We start from the raw sequence: 18,098 nt of genomic DNA on the forward strand, positions 1-18,098 counted from the left end.
CCGAAAGCGTTGAATGAAGCGGCCTCTAGCGTGGGCCTGCGGCGGGAGGCGCTGATTACACTGAAGGACGACACATCAGGCAATGCCAGACACCCCAAAAGGAACAGGAGTCACCCATGGCCGGAAAATTCGTCATCACTCGGGGCAAGGACAGCAAGTTCTACTTTGCGCTGAAGGCAGGCAACGGCGAGAAGATCCTGCAGAGTCAGGGCTATGCCGACAAGCGCGGCTGCCTGAACGGCGTGGAGTCCGTGCGCAAGAATGCCGTCGAGGAAAAACGCTTCACCCGGGAAGTCGCCAAGGACGGACGTTTCTATTTCACCTTGCTGGCCGCCAACAGCCAGCAGATCGGTCGCAGTCAGATGTACAAGTCGGAATCCGGGCGCGACAACGGCATCGCCAGCGTCGGTCGCAATGCCGCTGAGGCGGCCGTCCTCGAGCAACTCGACACCGCCTGAGCATTAGCTAGCCAGCCCAGTCCCTTTCACGATCACCCTCCCGATCGCTCTTCCAATCGCTCTCCCAGACTCTCCCGGAATCGACAGACCCAAGCACAGGAAGAAAAAGTACAGCAAGAAGAAAGCACAGGCAGCAGAAAGCACAGAAACGACAGAGGCCCCGCCAATAGGCGGGGCCTCTGTCGTCTTGCGGCTGACTTCGGCGCTGGTTGAGCTCAACATCTGGCGCTCAGCATCTGGCGCTCAGGACCTGGCAATCAGCGCTTGTCACTCACGCCTCGCCGCTGATCACACACCACTCAATGACGCTGGGCGCTGTCACTGTCGAAGACCACACGCGAGACATCCGCGTAGCGCGCCGCGAAGTGCACGATCATGCCTTCCTTCAGGTATTCCGGCAGCTCATCGTAATCGCGCTGGTTGGCCTGCGGCAGGATCAGCTCGTAGATATCACTGCGCCGCGCCGCGATCACCTTCTCGCGGATGCCGCCCACCGGCAGCACCTGACCGGTCAAGGTCAGCTCACCGGTCATCGCCAGCCCCTTGCGCGGCGCCTGATGCTTGGCCAACGACATCAGCGCCGTGGTCATGGTCACGCCGGCGCTGGGGCCGTCCTTGGGCGTCGCGCCTTCAGGCACGTGCAGGTGAATGAAGGACTCGTTGAAGAAGTCCGCCTCGGCATCGTAGGCCTCGAGATTGGCCAAGGTGTAGGAGTAGGCGATGTTGGCCGACTCCTGCATCACGTCGCCCAGCTTGCCGGTCAACTTCAAACCACGTGTCAGACCATGCACCCGGGTGGCTTCGATGGGCAGGGTCGCACCGCCCATGCTGGTCCAGGCAAGCCCGGTCACCACGCCTTCGCCGGCCAGGACCTTCTCGCGACGGAAGATCGGCGCACCGAGGAATTCCTCGAGGTTCTTGACCGAGACCTTCACGGTCGGCAGCTCCTCTTCCAGCAACTTCACCGCCGCCTTGCGCACGATGCGGTGCAGCTGTTTCTCCAGCTGGCGCACGCCGGCCTCACGGGCATAGCCCTCGATGACCTGACGCAGCGCGGCGTCACTCAGGTTGATGCGCTTCTTGGGGATATTGTCGCGGGTCAGCAGCTTCGGCCACAGGTGGTGCTTGGCGATCGCCATCTTCTCCTCGGCGATGTAGCCGGAGAGGCGAATCTGCTCCATGCGGTCCAGCAGCGGGCCGGGGATGCTGTCCAGCGTATTGGCGGTACACACGAACAGCACCTTGGAGAGATCGAGGCGCACATCGAGGTAGTGATCGAGGAAGTCGACGTTCTGCTCCGGGTCCAGCACCTCGAGCAGCGCCGAGGCCGGGTCGCCCTGGAAGGACTGCCCCAGCTTGTCGATCTCATCGAGCATGATCACCGGATTCTCGACCTTGACCTCCTTGAGCGCCTGCACCAGCTTGCCGGGCATGGCGCCCACGTAGGTGCGGCGATGACCCTTGATCTCGGACTCATCGCGCATACCGCCGATCGAGAAGCGATAGAACTCGCGTCCCAGCGCCTGGGCGATGGAGCGCCCGATGGAGGTCTTGCCCACGCCGGGCGGGCCGACCAGCAGCAGGATCGAGCCGCCGACATCGCCCTTGAAGGTGCCCTCGGCCAGAAACTCGACGATACGTGACTTCACATCATCCAGCCCATCGTGATCGCGATTGAGCACGGTACGCGCATGGGCCAGATTGAGCTGATCGGTGGAGGTGATGCCCCACGGCAGCGAGGTCAGCCAGTCAAGATAGTTGCGTGTGGTGCCGTATTCCGGCGAGCCGGTCTCCAGCACCGACAGCTTGTCGAGCTCATCATCGATGCGCGACTGAACCCGCTCCGGCACCTTGAGCTCGTCGAGACGGCCGCGGAAGGTATCGACGTCATTCTCGCGATCATCCTTGGAGATGCCCAGTTCACGCTGGATGACCTTGAGCTGTTCGCGCAGGAAGAATTCGCGCTGATGCTTTTCCATCTGCGCGTTGACCTGCTGGGAGATCTCGGTCTGCAGCTGTGCGACCTCGATTTCCTTGCGCAGCAGGGGCAGCACCTTCTGCATGCGCTCCATCACCGGCAGCGACTCCAGCACCTCCTGCAGCTCAGCGCCCTTGGCCGAGGTGATGGCGGCGGCGAAGTCGGTCAGCGGGCCTGGCTCATGCGGGCTGAAGCGGTTGAGGTACTGCTTGAGCTCCTCGCCGTACAGCGGGTTGATCGGCAGCAATTCCTTGATGCCGTTGATCATCGCCATCGCGTAGGCGCGCGCCTCATCGCTCTCGGCATCGACCGGCTCGCGCGGATAGGTGACCTCGACCAGATAGGGAGGCTTGCGCGACAGCCAGCGCGTGATGCGGAAGCGGCGCAGCCCCTGGGCGATGAACTGCACCTGGTCATCGCCGTCTTCGGGCTTGTGGACGCGCACGGCGGAGCCGATCTCGGGGAAGTGCTCGACCCCCAGCTCATCCACTTCGACATCGCCGACGAAGGCCAGGCCGACAGCATGATGCGGCGTATTGCCGACCAGCTGCATGGTCTCGGCCCAACGCTGCTTGTTGATCACCAGCGGCTGAACCTGGGCCGGGAAGAACGGGCGATTGTGAATCGGCAGCAGGTAGATGCGCTCCGGCAGCTGGTCACCACTCGGCACCAGCCCACCCGAGGCGGAAGAAGAAGGCTCTTGTGACTGGCTGTCATCCTCGAAGCCGGCAAGAATATCGTCGTTATCGGAAATCTCTTCGTGACGTGGCATGCAACCCTCATGAAACCAGGCCTCGGTTGAGGCGATCATCTCCACCAATGCGGCCAGTTAGCCACTTTATCAAGGCAGGCTTGCCGCACCGGGGGCGCAACACTGCGTGTTCAGGGTGGCACCTGATGCGCCCCCTGGAAACGACAATGCCCGCCATGAGGCGGGCATTGTCGTTTCCAGCATACTGCGTGGCGCTGGCGTCACTGAGCTTTCGTGACACCAGCGCCGCGCATCTCCCTCAGTAGATCGGGGTGCCGTTGATCTTCACACTGTCACCATCGATCTCGACCACGAGATTGCGGTCGGCGGCCTGCGGAGAGACACCCGCCATCATGGCCATCATCGGCGGTACGTTGCGGAACTCGAAGCGCCCGCTCAGACGATTCAGGAAGGCCTGCTGACCCGGTACGGTCTGCAGCTCCTGGATGGTCAGATCAGTGATGTCGGCACCATCGAGAATCATCTGGCCATCGCCCTGCATGTCGACACCGAAGGCATCGCTCTTGGCATTCAGCGATTCCAGCGTCATGCGCGGAGAGGTGCTCAGCATGGTGAACAGCGGCGCTTCGACCTTCTCGAGGATGGCGACCTGCTGCTCTTCGCTCAGCTCCTCGAACGGCTTGCCCGCTTCTTCCAGCAAGCCCTGCAGCTGGGTGATGAAGTCATAGACAGCCGCGCCCTGCAGACGGTCGATCGAGATGGACACATCGCCGCTGGCCATCTGCTGATCACCCGCGCTGACATCCTGCACCGACAGCTTCATCAGATAGCGCAGCTCGGTCGGGTCCAGACGCGTTTCGCCGCTGTAACGGATATCGCTGGCGACCACTGGCGGCTGACCGGTGCCGTTGTCGATGGTCAGGGTGTCCAGCACGATCTTGTCGTCCTGGCGGAAGTCATTGTCCGCCCCACGATAGATGCCGTTTAGGCTCAGGGTGCCGACGCTGACCTTCTCGGCGCCATTGGTGATATCGAACGGCGTGATCTCGCCATCCACGGTGATTTCCGGCGTGTCACCGCCATCGTGGGAGGCCAGCAGCTCGCCGCCCTGGAAGTCGATGCGCGTGCCGCTCTCCGGGTCCTGCCAGTCAAAGGCCGGCAAGGTCAGGGTGGTGTCGCTGGCGCCGCTGAAGTTGTCGACGCTGCCATCGAAGGCGATCGCCTTGCCATCGCCGAGCACTTCGGCGAAGACGTCGCGTGACGGCGTACCGTACAGCACCTTGACGTTGCCCTGCATGGTGGTCGATAGCAGGCCGTGGCCGGCTTCATAGGGCAATACGATGCGCATGGGACCTTCACCGTCCCCGGTGGCGAGTTCCATCTCTACCCGGCCCGTGGAGCCGAACCAGCCGCTGTCGACATCCTCACGGGTCGCCTTGATGTCGGAGCTCCTGTCGAGCTCTGCCACCATGCGGGCCATCTCATCTTCAAAGCGCTGGCTTGAGTAAGCCACGCCGCCGACATAGCCGGCTGCCCCGATGACGACCACTGCCGTCGCGGTTACCAGTCCCTTGCCCATCGCATTAACCCTTGTCCGTTATTGGAGCATCACACCGTCTGCGCGGTGCCTCTTGTCGCATCTGCTTCCATCAGTGAAACACGTGCGTGAGCCTCGCCACCAAGGCAGCGAAGCGTCAGTGCAACCACAGCCACAGATGCATCGTCGACCAGGCATAGATACCGGCGAAGACGTCATCCAGCATGATGCCGAAGCCACCGGCAACCCGGCGGTCGGCCCAGCGAATCGGCCATGGCTTGAGAATATCGAAGACCCGGAAGACCACGAAGCCCCATAGCGCTGCCTGCCAAGAGAATGGCACGGCGGCCATCGTGATCCAATAGCCGACGAATTCGTCCCAGACGATCCCGGAGTGATCATGCACGCCGAGATCGCGCGAGGTGCGATCACAGATCCAGATCCCGACCAGCGACGCGACCAGCACGATGGCCAGATACGGCCACAGCGTGAGGTTGGTCATCAGCCAGTAGAACGGGATTGCCGCGAGAGTACCGAAGGTGCCCGGTGCAAAGGGCGCGGTACCACTGCCCAGCCCGAAGGCCAGGAAGTGCACGGGGCGCCGCCAGACACTGGCGGGTGCGCGATTCATGATGCCACCCCGTTCGCGTTGCGTGGCGATGCATCACCGCCGGAGCCGTCTACCCCAGAGGCCTGCGAGGCAGAGAAATGTTGCCAGCTCTGGCCCGTCGCTGCCTGCTCAACGCCGTTGTCCATCAGCATCACGCGCGGCGCATCGCTGCCCGCCGCCTGCATGCGACCGATGACATTCAAGGACAGGTTGAGCGAGCGCAGGGCAAGCCTGGCCGCCTCGAGGTTCTCTTCGGGCAGCGTGAGCAACAGCTCGTAATCGTCGCCGCCATTGAGGACCGCCTCGCGGGCGCCCTGCTCGCCCAGCGCCGTGACCAGCTCCGGCGCCAGCGGCAGTTCGCCAAGCTCCAGCGCCGCCGACAGCTGACTGGCGCGACAGATGTGTGCCAGGTCGCCCATCACGCCATCGGAGACATCCAGACCCGCACTGGCCAGCTCACGCAGCGCCAGCCCCGCATCGACCCGTGGTTCTGGTCGCAGGTAGGCCGCCAGGCAAGGATTCAGCACATCGCGTACGCCATCCTGCCAGGCCTTGAGGCCAGCATGCGCCAGCCCCGGCAGGCCGGTGACCGCGATGAGATCCCCCTCGCGGGCACCATCACGCCGCAGAATCGGGCGGGTCACGCTGTCGGCCTGCTGGGCAGGCTCGAGCACGCACGGCAGCTCGCCATGCACGGTGATCGTGATGGAGAGCGGGCCGCGCGTGACGTCGCCGCCTACCAGCGCGATGCCGTAGCGATCCGCCAGCGCGTGGAAACCGGCTGCAAAACCATGCAGCCAGTCTTCATCCACGTCCGGCAACGTCAGGGCCAGCAACGCCCAGCGCGGGGTCGCGCCCATCGCCGCCAGATCAGACAGATTGACGGCCAGGGCGCGATGGCCAATGGACGCCGCAGGCGCATCCGGCGGGAAGTGCACCCCCGCCACCGAGGTATCGACACTGACCGCCATCTGCATGCCATCACTGGCGGCAAGAAGTGCACAGTCGTCACCCGGCCCCAGCAACACGCCCGGTGCCCCGGACAGATCGTGCTGGAAGTAGCGGGCAATCAGCTCGAATTCACCTGGCATGTCAGCGCAGGCGGGCCTGGGTCACCTCGGCACTGCGCAGCTTGACTGCCAGCTTGTCGAGGATCCCGTTGACGTACTTGTGCCCGTCGGTGGCACCGAAGGTCTTGGCCAGCTCGACCCCTTCGTTGATCGCCACGCGATACGGCACTTCCATGCGCTTGGACAGCTCGTAGGCGCCCAGACGCAGGATGGCCAGCTCGATCTCGTCGAGATCCTGCAGGCGACGGTCGAGCAGCGGGCTGATGCTGGCATCCAGTTCTTTCTGGAAGCGCGGCACGTTGTGCAGCAGCTCGTGGAACAGGGCCTGGTCGGCGATGCGCATCACCTCGACCCAGTTCTCGTGCAGCTCGACGTCATCGTCGACCTTTTGACCACGGAACTCGGCTTCGATGGTGGTCATGTTCTTGCCGGTCATCTGCCACTGGTAGATGCCCTGCACGGCCAGCTCGCGAGCGGCGCGACGCGCCTGCTGCTGCTTGGACGGCTCGCGCTCGGTACGTTCCTTGCGTTCGCTCACGCGTCACCTCCCATGGCCTTGAGCAGGGAGACCATTTCCATCGCCGCCATGGCCGCTTCGGTACCCTTGTTGCCAGCCTTGGTGCCGGCACGCTCGATGGCCTGCTCGATGGAATTCACCGTCAGCACGCCATTGGCGACCGGGGTGTCGAATTCGAGCTGCAGACGCGACAGCGCGGAGTTGCATTCACCGGCGACGTATTCGAAGTGCGGCGTACCACCGCGGATCACCGCGCCCAGCGTGATGACGGCGTGCGGCTTGACCTTGGCCAGCACGGCCTTGACGGCCAGCGGAATTTCCCAGGCACCCGGCACGTGGATCAGGTCGATGTTTTCCTCATCGACGCCGTGGCGTACGAGAGAATCGACCGCGCCTTCCACCAGGCTGTCGACGACATGGTGGTTGAAACGCCCGACGACGATGACGTAACGGCCATCGACATTGGTGAAAGTGCCTTCGAGTTGAGCAATCGGTTGCATGGTCAGTCCACAATGCTAGCGCCCCGGAGAACCGGGGCGGGGATATCAATCATACCGGGGAAGGCCGCCAGAAGTGCGCGACCTCCCCCGCCATTTGGGGTGCCGAAGCGCTTACGCGCCTGCGGCGTCTGCGCCTGTCTCGCCTGCCGTGTCATCACTGCCGACCAGTTCGACCACTTCGAGGCCAAACCCGGACAGGGCAGAGAATTTCCACGGCGAGCTGAGCAGACGCATCCGGCCGACACCGAGATCCCGAAGGATCTGGGCACCGGTACCGGTGGTCAGATAATTGCCCGCACCATCGGATTCGTTGGTGCGCGGCGTACGACGTCGTCCGAGGAAGACATCGAGACGATCCTTGTAATCCATCGCGTCGCTGCCGGTGTCCAGCAGTACCAGCACGCCGGCATCGGCGGCGGCGACTTCGGCGAGCGCATCATTGAGCGCCCAGCTGCTGCTGCCCGGCTGACGCAGGGTCAGCAGGTCGCGCATCGGGTCCTGCACGTGCACGCGCACGGTGGTCAGAGACTCGGCGTCCGGCGTGCCCTTGACCAGCGCCAGGTGGTGACGGCCCTGGATACGATCGCTGAAGCAGTGCAGCGTCAGCTCGCCGAAGGCGGTCTCGACCTGCTCGCTGTCCAGCACTTCCACGGTCTGCTCATTGTGGATGCGATATTCGATCAGGTCCGCAATGGTGCCGACCTTGAGGTCATGCTCGGCGGCGAAGCGCTCGAGCTCTTCACGACGCGCCATGCTGCCGTCGTCGTTCATGACCTCACAGATCACGCCGGTCGCGCCAAAGCCCGCCATGGACGCCAGGTCACAGGCCGCCTCGGTATGGCCGGCACGACGCAGCACGCCACCCGGTTCCGCCATCAGCGGGAAGATGTGCCCCGGCTGGACGATGTCCTGCGGGCGCGCATTGCGCGCGGCGGCAGCCTGCACGGTACGGGCGCGGTCAGCCGCCGAGATGCCGGTGGTGACGCCTTCGGTGGCCTCGATGGAGAGCGTGAACTTGGTGCCGAAGCCGGAACCGTTGGCCTGAACCATCAGTGGCAGCTGGAGCTGTTCGCAATGCTCACGCGACATCGGCATGCAGATCAAGCCACGCGCGTGGCGTGCCATGAAGTTGATGTGCTCGGCTGTCACGGCTTCCGCGGCGATGATGATGTCGCCTTCATTCTCACGATCCTCGTCATCCATGAGGATGACCATCTTGCCTTGCCGGATATCCTCGACGAGTGCTGCGATGCCTGATAGCGCCATGCTTGCTCCACTTTACGGGCTGCGCCGGCCCATGCCGGACCCACGCGTATTATCAAAAAGTCGGGCGTCAGGGTACCCCGCCACCCCGTTTTGCGCCAGCACCCAGCGACGCCGCTGTCGCCAGACGGCGGCAAGTGCTTGCGTGACAAGAAGAAATCAGTCGCCGCTCTCCTGCGGGTCTGGCGATGCTACTGGCACTGCGGTGATGCGCCAATCACGCCCCACCGCCCGGATATCGCGAATCTCGACCCGGCGCTGCTGCGCCATGTGATCCAGCCCCGGCAGCGCCAGCAGCGGGCGAGCCTCGCCGCCCAGCAACGTCGGGGCCATGAAGAGCTGCATCTCATCGACCAGCCCCGCCTGGATCATGGCCCCGGCCAGCACCGCACCGGTTTCCAGCAGCACTTCGTTGGCCTGCTCGTGCTCGGCCAGATAGCGCAGCAGGGCCTCGAGGTCCACGCGCCCATCTTCGCCTGCCGGCAGCGCCAACACCTCGGCACCGGCCGCCTCCAACAAGGTACGTCGCTCAGCCAGCGCCGCTGTCTCATCCGCGACACATACCAGCAGCGTACGACCGGATTGCGCCAGAATGCGCGCCGCCAGCGGCAAACGCAGATGGCTGTCCACCACCACGCGCAACGGCTGACGCGCCACCAGCGCCTCGAGCCCCAGCGGATGGTCTTCGAGCCCGAGCTGGTCGGCGCGCACGTTGAGACGCGAATCATCGAAGATGACCGACTCGATGCCGCTCATCACCACGCTGGAGCGGGCGCGCAGGCGCTGCACGGCACTGCGCGCTTCGGGGCCGGTGATCCACTGGGATTCGCCGGAAGCCATCGCCGTGCGACCGTCCAGACTCATGGCCTGCTTGAGGCGCACGAAGGGCCGACCGCGCTCCATGCGTGACAGGAAGCCGGGATTGAGCGCACGCGCCTCCTGCTCCATCACCCCGACCGTCACCGCGATGCCCGCGCCCTGCAGCAGCGCGATGCCGCGCCCGGCGACCTGCGGATTCGGATCACGCATCGCGATCACCACCCGCGAGACGCCCGCCGCGATCAGCGCCAGCGAGCAAGGGCCGGTACGCCCGGTGTGGGAGCAGGGCTCCAACGTCACATAGGCCACGCAGCCCAGCGCGCGCTCGCCTGCCTCTGCCAGCGCATTGACCTCGGCATGCCCTTCCCCGGCACGCACGTGAAAGCCGCTCGCGATCACCTCGTCGGTCTCGGCCTCTACCAGCACACAGCCGACACGCGGATTGGGCTGCGTCGTGTAGCTGCCCAGTCGCGCCAGGCGCAGGGCGTGGGCCATGTGGCGCGCATCACGCGCCGAGGGAGCACTGCGTTCGTGAGAGTGGCTGTCACGGGGAGCATGAGAAGCATGAGGAGAAAGAGACATGCGATACCTTGGCGTGAAACGAGAGAAGGTCAGGCGTAGCCCGGGCGGTGGTCAATACCCCGAGGCCTGAGCCACGCAGCGTGACGCGACAGGACCAGCAGGCGCAGGCCTCGAGGTCATCTGCAAGGATGACCGTGTCGAGACATCAGGGCCGCGCGTCTTCCTCGCCCGGCAGGAAGCTGGGCTCCTGGGCGAGACGATCGATCTCGGCGCGGAACTCATCAAGATCCTGGAAGCGACGATAGACCGAAGCGAAGCGGATATAGGCGACCTGATCCAGCCGCTTGAGCTGCTGCATGACCTCATCACCGATGCGCCGCGCCTCGATCTCACGTTCGCCGGTGGCGCGCAGACGCTGACGAATGCGCTCCACCGCGGCCTCGATCAGCTCGGAGGAAACCGGGCGCTTTTCCAGCGCGCGCAGCATGCCGGCACGCAGCTTGTGCTCATCGAAGCTCTCACGCGAACCGTCGCCCTTGACCACGCGCGGCATGACCAGCTCCGCCGTTTCGTAGGTCGTGAAACGCTCACCGCAGGCCGCGCACTGGCGACGCCGCCGCACCTGGTCACCCTCGACCACCAGTCGGGAATCCGTGACCTTGGTTTCATGAGTTCCACAGAAGGGACAGTGCATGTTGGAGAGCCTGCTTGGGTGCGAGGTGGCTGCGGCCCCGCGCGAAGCACAGCGAGGAAGTGGCGCAGCGCAGCCGAATGACAGCGAATGGCAGGTATTGTAACCGTTAAGGCCCCGCCACGGGAGCCTATGTCAGCCCCGACCTATCTGAACTAGCCTTGGGGATCGACCACAGGGCGACAGGAGTTTCCTGCACTGTCGCCCCGGGGGGCGGACACCGCAGCGAAAGCGTCAATCAACCTGCCCGGCAGGCTTGAAATCCCCGCCCGATAACCGAAAGATGACATCAGGGTGCAGCGCCTCACAAGGACGCTTGCCCAAGCCGTGAAATCCTTTCACGACTGGCGGCGGATGATCTCTGCCGCGAGATTGATCACGATGACGCAAGGAGCTGCGACATGGGAATCATTGCATGGATCATATTCGGTCTTATTGCCGGCATCATCGCCAAGGTGATCGTGCCCGGCAAGGACCCGGGTGGCATCATCGTCACCAGCATCATCGGCATCCTGGGTGCCGTGGTCGGTGGCTGGGTCGGCACCCTGATGGGCTTCGGTGAAGTGACGGGATTCAATCTGGCCAGCTTTGTCATCGCCGTGCTCGGCGCCGTCATTCTGCTGATTCTGTATCGCGTGCTGCGCAAGTAAAGCATGTCATGAAGCGCAGTGGCGTCAGCTGGCCGCAGGCCACATGACGCCAGACAGGACGGCCAGCCGGCACATGCAGGCTGGCCGTCCTGTCTTGCAGGCTTGACGAATCTGGCCCGAGGCGTGCATGACTCATGAGTAAAGGCGCCAGGCCGTCACCCACGGGCGCCGCTCAGCGATGCGCCATTCAGGGATTTCACCAAACGACGGCCAGCCGACTTCATCTGATATGTGATTTCCAGTCTTGCCACCGGCCCCTGCAGGGTTGCACCGGCGGGCTTCCCGAAGATCACCCGCGACACGCTCTGCCCATTGCGGCTCACGAGGCAGAGTCTGACCGCTTTTGCTGCCACGAGGATTGCCCATGTCCGATACGTCATCTCCCGATCACTCGACATCCACTGCCTCCGATCCTGCGCCGAGCGAGGGCAGCGCCAGGCCACGCGCCATAGTCTCTCTCGCCAAACGTCTCTCGCAAGCTGATTTCCAGGCGCACGCCACACGCCTGCTCGCCGAGATCTACCCACAGCGTCATGAAGAAGTCCTCAGACGCCTGGAGACGGTGCTGGATTTCCATCGCACGCGCCTCACCCCCCGCGTACCGGAAGGCGAGCCGCTCTGGAGCGAGCGCGACCAGTGGCTGATCACCTACGGCGACAGCCTGCAGCAGGAAGGCGAGGCGCCACTGGCGACCCTGCACGACTTCCTCGCCAGCCGACTGGACGACAGCCTGTCCGGTGTCCACGTGCTGCCCTTCTTCCCATGGAGCAGCGATGATGGCTTCAGCGTCATCCACTATCGCGAGGTCAATCCGGTCCTCGGCGACTGGCAGGACATCCGGCGCCTGAGCGAGCAGCGCGACCTGATGGCAGACCTGGTCATCAATCACTGCTCGCGCGAGTCACTGTGGTTCGCCGATTATCTGGCCGGCGTGCAGCCCGGCCGCGACTACTTCATCGAGATGGACCCCGACACCGATGTCTCCGAGGTCGTGCGCCCGCGCCCGTCTGCCCTGCTCACGCCGGTGCATACCCGTCGTGGCCTGCGCCATCTTTGGGCAACCTTCTCGGATGACCAGATCGACCTGAACTTCGCCAATCCCGATGTGCTGCTCGAATTCATCGGCATCCTGCTTTACTACCTCGAGCAGGGCGCGGGCATCATCCGCCTCGATGCGGTGGCCTTCCTGTGGAAGCGCCAGGGTACCTCCTGCATCCACCTGCCGGAGACACACGCCGTGGTGCGCCTGCTGCGCGCCATCGTCGACCATCTGGCGCCGGGCAGCCTGTTGATCACCGAAACCAACGTGCCCCACGCCGAGAACATGTCCTACTTCGGGCTCGATCGTCTGTCACAGCACGACCTCACCGCCATCGAGGGCAGTGCCCAGGCCGATGAAGCGCACCTGATCTATCAGTTCACGTTGCCGCCGCTGACGCTGCACACCCTGACCTCCGGCGATGCCAGCGCCCTGACCCAGTGGGCCACCAGCCTGCCGTCATTGCCTTCCGGCTGCAGCTACTTCAACTTCACCGCCAGCCACGATGGTATCGGCGTTCGTGCCCTTGAGGGCCTGCTGCCCGACCACGAGCGCGACACCCTGGTGCGGCTGGTGCATGACTTCGGTGGCTACGTCAGCATGCGCGCCAACCCCGGGCGCGCCGACACCCCCTATGAGCTCAACATCAGCTACTTCGATGCGCTCAAGGGCACGCGGCGCGGCCAGGACCCGTGGCAGATCGAGCGCTTCATCGCCAGTCAGACCCTGATGCTGAGCCTGCAGGGCATCCCGGGGCTGTACATCCACTCGCTGACCGCGACCCCCAACCACCAGGAAGGCGTCGAGCGCGATGGCCATCTGCGCGCCATCAACCGCCGCAAGTGGCAGCGCGATGAACTGGAAGCGCTGCTGGCAAGCCCCAACACCGCGACCCATGAGGTCTTCCACGCCCTCAAGCGCCGCATGGCACTGCGCCGCAACGAACCCTGCTTCCACCCGGATGCCGACCAGAATGTCTTCGATGTCGGCCCGGATTTCTTCGTCTTCGAGCGCGTCACCCATGAAGGGCGCCGCCTGCTGTTCGCCCTCAATGTCACCGATCAGCCGCGCGTGCTGCCGCTGCCGGAAAGCTGGCAAGGCGTCGCGCTGACCGACCACCTGTGCCATGACAAGGCCTACGACCCCACCATGGCTCGCCGTCCCTATCAGGCGGCCTGGCTGATGGAGCAAACCGTGCGCCCGCCGGCCATCGAGGTTGTCTGACGCCCTCTTTTTCTCCTCCTGCCAACGACAACGGGGCTGCCACTGGCAGCCCCGTTGTCGTTGGTCTTGCTGTTTCCCGCCGCGAGCCTTACTGGTTGTCCAGCTCCACCGCTTCGTGCATGCGCTCGAGCAGGTCCGGCACGGCTGACTGCACCCGGTTCCAGCTCGGGATGAAGGGCTTGTCACGCGGATTGTCGAGGAAGGCGCTGCCGGCATCCATGATGTTGGCGGCGAACAGCTCCACCGCCGCTTCCTCGCTGTGGCGGTCCACCGTCAGGCCATTCATGACGGCATCGTTGTAGTAGGTCTCGATCAGGTCCAGCGCGATGCGGTAGTAGGTGGCCTTGATGGTGCGGAAGGTCTCACCGTGCATCTCGACGCCCAGCGTGGCCAGCTTGCGATACATGGCCTTGGCGATGTCCAGACTCATGCGATTCAAGCCGCCCAGCGCATCTTCCTCGGACAGTGGCTGGTGCTTGTGATCGTAGGCATCGGCGATGTCCACCTGACACAGGCGCTTGGTGGAATAGTTGCGATGGACCTCGGACAGCACGCCGATCTCCAGCCCCCAGTCACTGGGAATGCGGATGTCCGCCAGCACGTCGGTGCGCATCGAGAATTCGCCGGACAGCGGATAGCGATAGCTGTCGAGATAATCCAGGTACGGCAGCGGGCCATAGACCTTCTTGAGCGCACGGATCAGCGGCGTGACCATCAGGCGCGCCACGCGGCCGTTCAGCTTGCCCTGCGCGATGCGCGAGTAGTAGCCCTTGCAGAACTCGTAGTTGAACTGCGGATGGGCCACCGGGTAGATCAGGCGCGCCAGCAGGCCGCGGTCATAGGTGACGATATCGCAGTCATGCAGTGCCACCGCCTCGGCGATGCCCGAGGCCTGCACGTAGCCTGAGCAGTACCAGACATTGCGCCCCTTGCCGGCCTCCATCGGCGCCAGACCATGCTCGGTCAGCTCCTCATCCAGTGCCCGCAGGCGCGGGCCGTCGTTCCACAGGATGCGGTGATGCTGCGGCAGATGTGAGAAGAACTCCTTGGCATGCTCGAACTGGTCACGGTCGGCGCGGTCCAGCCCGATCACGATCTCGCTGAGGTACGGCACCTGGGCCAGCTCCTCGACGATGTGCTTGAGCGCCGGGCCTTCCAGCTCGGAATACAGCGACGGCAGAATCAGGCTCATCGGTCGCTTGCGGGAGAAGCGCATCAGGTCCGCTTCGAGATCTTCCACCGGACGATCGGTCAGGTTATGGAAGTTGGTGATGATGCCATTCTGGTAAAAATCGCTCATGTCAGCTCCTTGTCATGCCGAAGACACGCATCAGGCAGGCGTCAGGCGCCCAGACCTCTGGATGTCCATTCTTCCGGCTGGCCATTGGCCAGCCAGTGACGCAATCCCTCGACCCATCCCTGCGGTCCGGGGAGATTGGCGCGAAAACAGCGGCGTTCATCCGCCAGTTGCGGATAGTCGGCAAGCTCCCGATCACGCTGTGAGGTATCACCGACGCCGGGGATCAGCACAGCGTTGTCGACGGCGGCCAGCAGCGGCAGGTCATTGGCGCCATCGCCGAAGCCCAGCGTCCAGGGGCGCACCCGCTCGCAGAGCCGGTAGCGGGCGATCAGATAGCGCGCTGCCACGCCCTTGTCGCTGTCCCCGGTCACATGGTGGAAGCGCCCACCACGTGTCAGCTTGAGGCCATGACTGGCCAGACGCGCACGAAAGTCCTCGAGACGCTCCGGCGCGTCGCGCCACACCAGCGGTTCACTGGCATCACGCTGTCCCGCCAGGGCCGCGTCGCCCTCCCCCAGCCCCGTCAGCTCGCTGATTCTCGCCACCGACATCGAGACGAAGCCCTCGAAGGCGAATTCCCCGGTCAGCTCCTCCAGCACCGCGAGAATCCTGTCGCGGGGCATCGCCACCGCGATACGACACAGGCCGTGTGCATCCGGGGCGCTGGCCTCTTCCAGCGGGTAGGCGCTCAGCCAATCGGCCGGCAACGCCACCACGCCGCCGTTCTCGGCGATCCACGGCTGGCCCGCCAAGCCCAGCGAGTCCATCAGCGGCGCCAGTTCGGCCGCCGTCTTGGAGGTGTTGGGGACGATCCAGGCACCGCGCGCGCGCAGGCGGGTCAGCCAGCTGCGCGCCGGGCCCGGCGAGTAATCGTGGTGATCCAGCAGCGAGCCATCCAGATCGGTCAGCAACAACAGCGGTGCTTGAGTCTCTGACATGTGAACTCTCCTCGTGAAGTGCTGCAGCGTGTCGGGGGTCACCTCGACAGGATCTCGTGGCACCGGACAGGCATTGCAAGAGCATTGCAGGGAATGTGCCAAGATGGTGCAGCTGCCATGACAGCCTGCCCCCTCTCACCGTGACCGTGTTTGTGCGTCCGCCTATTTGCACCATAAAAGAGCACAAAGCTTGCCTTGCATGATGCGACGCCACATGGCGGCGCAAATCTGTCATCACCAACGACGACGCCCTCGCATCTGCGAGGGCGTCGAGTCTTGGGCAAGCGGGCAACGTCTGTAGAGCCTAGACCAGCCACAGCGACAGTTGCGGCCACAGCAGCAACATCGCCAGCACGCACAGCTGGATGGCGATGAACGGCAGCAGCGAGACGAAGATATCCTTGAGGCTGATGCCTTCCGGTGCCACGCCTTTCAGATAGAAGGCGGCAGGCCCGAAGGGTGGCGACAGGAAGGACACCTGCATGTTGACCGCGAACAGCACACCGAACCATACCGGGTCGTAGCCGAGCTGAACGATGATCGGCACGAAGATCGGCAGGGTCAGCATCGCGATGCCGATCCAGTCGAGGAACAGCCCCAGCAACAGCAGGATCGCCATCATCACCATGATGATCGCCAGCGGCGGGATATCCAGGCCGAGAATCATGCTCGACACGAAGCGGTTGCCGCCCATCAGGTTGTAGACCCCGACCAGCGCCGCCGCGCCGATACCGATCCAGATGATCATGCCGCAGGTGTTCATGGTCTGGGACAGCGCACGCTGCATCAGGGTGATGGAGAACTCGCCGCGCAGCATCACCGCCACCAGGACGCCGAAGCTGCCCATCGCCGCGGCTTCGGTCACCGAGGCCACGCCACCGTAGATGGAGCCCAGCACCAGCCCCGCGATGACCGCCGGCACGCCGATGGCCTTGAGCAGCTCACGCTTGCTCTGGAAGCTGGCACGGCGCTCCTCCTCGGGCATCACCGGCCCCAGCGAAGGGTTGCGCAGACAGCGGATCAGCACGTAGATGATGTAGCTTGCCATCAGCACGATGGCCGGGGTGATCGCCGCGGTGAACAGGTCCGCGATCGACTGGTTGGCGATCAGGCCATAGATGATCAGCACGATGGAGGGCGGCATCATGGTGCCCAGCGAGCCACCGGCACACACCACACCGATGGCGATGTGCTTGTCATAGCCGAGCCTGAGCATCTGCGGCAGCGCCAGAATCCCCAGCAGCACGATCTCGCCGCCGATGATGCCGGACATCGCGGCGAGGAAGAACGCCACCACGATGGTCTGGATCGCCACGCCGCCGGGCAGTCGCCCTGCCATCACGCGCATGGCATTGAACAGATCCTTGGCGATCCCCGAGCGATCGAGCAGCGAAGCCATCAACACGAACATCGGCACCGCCACCAGCGAATACTCGGTGACGAAGCCATAGACACGACTGGTGACCAGCGGCAGCGCCATCGGGCCGAACCAGCCGAAGGTGTAGGCCAGCGCGACCAGGCCGGTGACGAAGGCCAGCGGCAGGCCGGTGACCAGCAGCGCGAAGATGCCGCCGACCAGCAGCATCGTAGCCGTTGCGATATCCATCAGCGCGACTCCTTGTGGTCAACTGCGGCGTCGGATGCGCCACTTCCTTCACTGCCGCCCTCGGGTGGACGGGGCGAGAAGAAGGTCTGGTAGAGATGCCACAGCGCCTGCAGGGTCATCACCGCCAGCGCGAACAGGATCACGCCCTTGGTCAGCGCCGGAAACGGCGGATTCCATGAGGTGCCGGATCGCTCCAGCTGCCACTCGCCCAGCGGACTGTGCGAGGCACGCCAGAACATCACCCAGCCCGCATAGCTCATCGCCAGACAGAAGACGAACGTCATCACGTCATTGAAGCAGTCCAGCACGTAGCGAAAGCGCGTGCCGACCAGGTCGTAGAGCACACGCACGCGAATATGGCGATTGTTGGCCAGGGCCGCCGGGCCGCCCAGCGCGAAGCTGGTCGCGACCAGGAAGATCACCGTCTCGTGCACCCAGGAGGTCGGCGAATCGAGGCCGTAGCGCATCACCACTTCGAATACGCTGATCGCCATCGCCAGCAATACCAGCCACGCCGCGGCGCGCGTGCCCTTGCCCACCAGGCGGTCCAGCGGCGTCCGCGTGCCCAGATTCGGGTCGTGGTCATCCGACGCCTCGGGTAGCCCCGGCGACGCCACATCATGTTCTGCCATATCGAATTCCTTGCTGACTCGCTGCCTCAAGG

Annotated in this window: 16 protein-coding genes; 3 read left to right on the forward strand and 13 right to left on the reverse strand. The window is 64.2% G+C overall.

Going from position 1 to position 18,098, the window contains the following annotated elements; all coding sequences use genetic code 11:
• Positions 1 to 116: 116 nt before the first annotated feature.
• Positions 117 to 458, forward strand: a complete 342-nt coding sequence (locus tag H2O77_RS13235) for a YegP family protein (RefSeq protein ID WP_043331370.1) — start codon at positions 117 to 119, stop codon at positions 456 to 458.
• A 299-nt stretch (positions 459 to 757) separates the two neighbouring features.
• Here H2O77_RS13235 and lon read toward each other — a convergent pair whose 3' ends face one another.
• The 9 genes from lon to nrdR all read right to left on the reverse strand — a co-directional run bounded on the left by lon (position 758) and on the right by nrdR (position 10,680).
• Complete coding sequence (gene lon / locus H2O77_RS13240) at positions 758 to 3,208, reverse strand: endopeptidase La (protein WP_084589197.1); 2,451 nt, start codon at positions 3,206 to 3,208, stop codon at positions 758 to 760.
• Between the two features lie 238 nt (positions 3,209 to 3,446).
• On the reverse strand, positions 3,447 to 4,727 hold the full coding sequence (locus tag H2O77_RS13245; protein ID WP_043331371.1) for a DUF945 family protein: 1,281 nt from the start codon (positions 4,725 to 4,727) through the stop codon (positions 3,447 to 3,449).
• Positions 4,728 to 4,842: 115 nt separating this feature from the next.
• The gene (locus tag H2O77_RS13250) at positions 4,843 to 5,316 is read right to left on the reverse strand and encodes a phosphatidylglycerophosphatase A (RefSeq protein WP_043331372.1); all 474 of its coding nucleotides are present in this window, start codon (positions 5,314 to 5,316) and stop codon (positions 4,843 to 4,845) included.
• Positions 5,313 to 6,386 carry a thiamine-phosphate kinase gene (thiL, locus tag H2O77_RS13255; RefSeq protein ID WP_215823284.1) on the reverse strand — a complete coding sequence of 358 codons (1,074 nt, stop codon included), beginning with the start codon at positions 6,384 to 6,386 and terminating at the stop codon, positions 5,313 to 5,315. The genes H2O77_RS13250 and thiL overlap by 4 nt, the downstream gene beginning before the upstream one ends.
• 1 nt (position 6,387) lies before the next feature.
• Positions 6,388 to 6,903, reverse strand: coding sequence for a transcription antitermination factor NusB (nusB, locus tag H2O77_RS13260; protein ID WP_054555539.1), 516 nt, complete (start codon positions 6,901 to 6,903; stop codon positions 6,388 to 6,390).
• Positions 6,900 to 7,382: a 6,7-dimethyl-8-ribityllumazine synthase gene (gene ribE / locus H2O77_RS13265; RefSeq protein WP_043331374.1), complete on the reverse strand. Its 483-nt coding sequence runs from the start codon at positions 7,380 to 7,382 to the stop codon at positions 6,900 to 6,902. The genes nusB and ribE overlap by 4 nt, the downstream gene beginning before the upstream one ends.
• A gap of 111 nt (positions 7,383 to 7,493) precedes the next feature.
• Entirely contained in the window at positions 7,494 to 8,648 is a 1,155-nt protein-coding gene (gene ribBA / locus H2O77_RS13270; RefSeq protein WP_054555540.1) for a bifunctional 3,4-dihydroxy-2-butanone-4-phosphate synthase/GTP cyclohydrolase II, read from the reverse strand.
• Positions 8,649 to 8,804: 156 nt separating this feature from the next.
• Positions 8,805 to 9,959, reverse strand: coding sequence for a bifunctional diaminohydroxyphosphoribosylaminopyrimidine deaminase/5-amino-6-(5-phosphoribosylamino)uracil reductase RibD (gene ribD / locus H2O77_RS13275; RefSeq protein WP_240548812.1), 1,155 nt, complete (start codon positions 9,957 to 9,959; stop codon positions 8,805 to 8,807).
• Between the two features lie 232 nt (positions 9,960 to 10,191).
• A complete protein-coding gene (gene nrdR, locus H2O77_RS13280; RefSeq protein ID WP_043331377.1) occupies positions 10,192 to 10,680 on the reverse strand; it encodes a transcriptional regulator NrdR in 489 nt (162 codons plus the stop codon).
• Between the two features lie 398 nt (positions 10,681 to 11,078).
• Here nrdR and H2O77_RS13285 point away from each other — a divergent pair, with 398 nt between their 5' ends.
• Both H2O77_RS13285 and H2O77_RS13290 read left to right on the forward strand, forming a co-directional pair.
• On the forward strand, positions 11,079 to 11,327 hold the full coding sequence (locus tag H2O77_RS13285) for a GlsB/YeaQ/YmgE family stress response membrane protein (RefSeq protein WP_043331379.1): 249 nt from the start codon (positions 11,079 to 11,081) through the stop codon (positions 11,325 to 11,327).
• 364 nt (positions 11,328 to 11,691) lie between these two features.
• On the forward strand, positions 11,692 to 13,590 hold the full coding sequence (locus H2O77_RS13290; protein ID WP_215823286.1) for a sugar phosphorylase: 1,899 nt from the start codon (positions 11,692 to 11,694) through the stop codon (positions 13,588 to 13,590).
• Positions 13,591 to 13,678: 88 nt separating this feature from the next.
• Here H2O77_RS13290 and H2O77_RS13295 read toward each other — a convergent pair whose 3' ends face one another.
• From H2O77_RS13295 to H2O77_RS13310, 4 genes are all read right to left on the reverse strand, one after another.
• Positions 13,679 to 14,890 carry a hypothetical protein gene (locus H2O77_RS13295; protein WP_054555542.1) on the reverse strand — a complete coding sequence of 404 codons (1,212 nt, stop codon included), beginning with the start codon at positions 14,888 to 14,890 and terminating at the stop codon, positions 13,679 to 13,681.
• A 41-nt stretch (positions 14,891 to 14,931) separates the two neighbouring features.
• Positions 14,932 to 15,828 (reverse strand): HAD-IIB family hydrolase, encoded by an 897-nt coding sequence (locus tag H2O77_RS13300; RefSeq protein WP_215823287.1) that lies wholly within the window; start codon positions 15,826 to 15,828, stop codon positions 14,932 to 14,934.
• Between the two features lie 304 nt (positions 15,829 to 16,132).
• A complete protein-coding gene (locus H2O77_RS13305) occupies positions 16,133 to 17,434 on the reverse strand; it encodes a TRAP transporter large permease subunit (RefSeq protein ID WP_043331381.1) in 1,302 nt (433 codons plus the stop codon).
• Positions 17,434 to 18,066 (reverse strand): TRAP transporter small permease, encoded by a 633-nt coding sequence (locus H2O77_RS13310; RefSeq protein ID WP_215823288.1) that lies wholly within the window; start codon positions 18,064 to 18,066, stop codon positions 17,434 to 17,436. Before H2O77_RS13310 ends, H2O77_RS13305 begins: the two co-directional genes overlap by 1 nt.
• Between the last annotated feature and the right edge of the window lie 32 nt (positions 18,067 to 18,098).

This window comes from Cobetia sp. 4B, from assembly GCF_018831605.1.
Taxonomy (GTDB): Bacteria; Pseudomonadota; Gammaproteobacteria; order Pseudomonadales; family Halomonadaceae; genus Cobetia; species Cobetia amphilecti.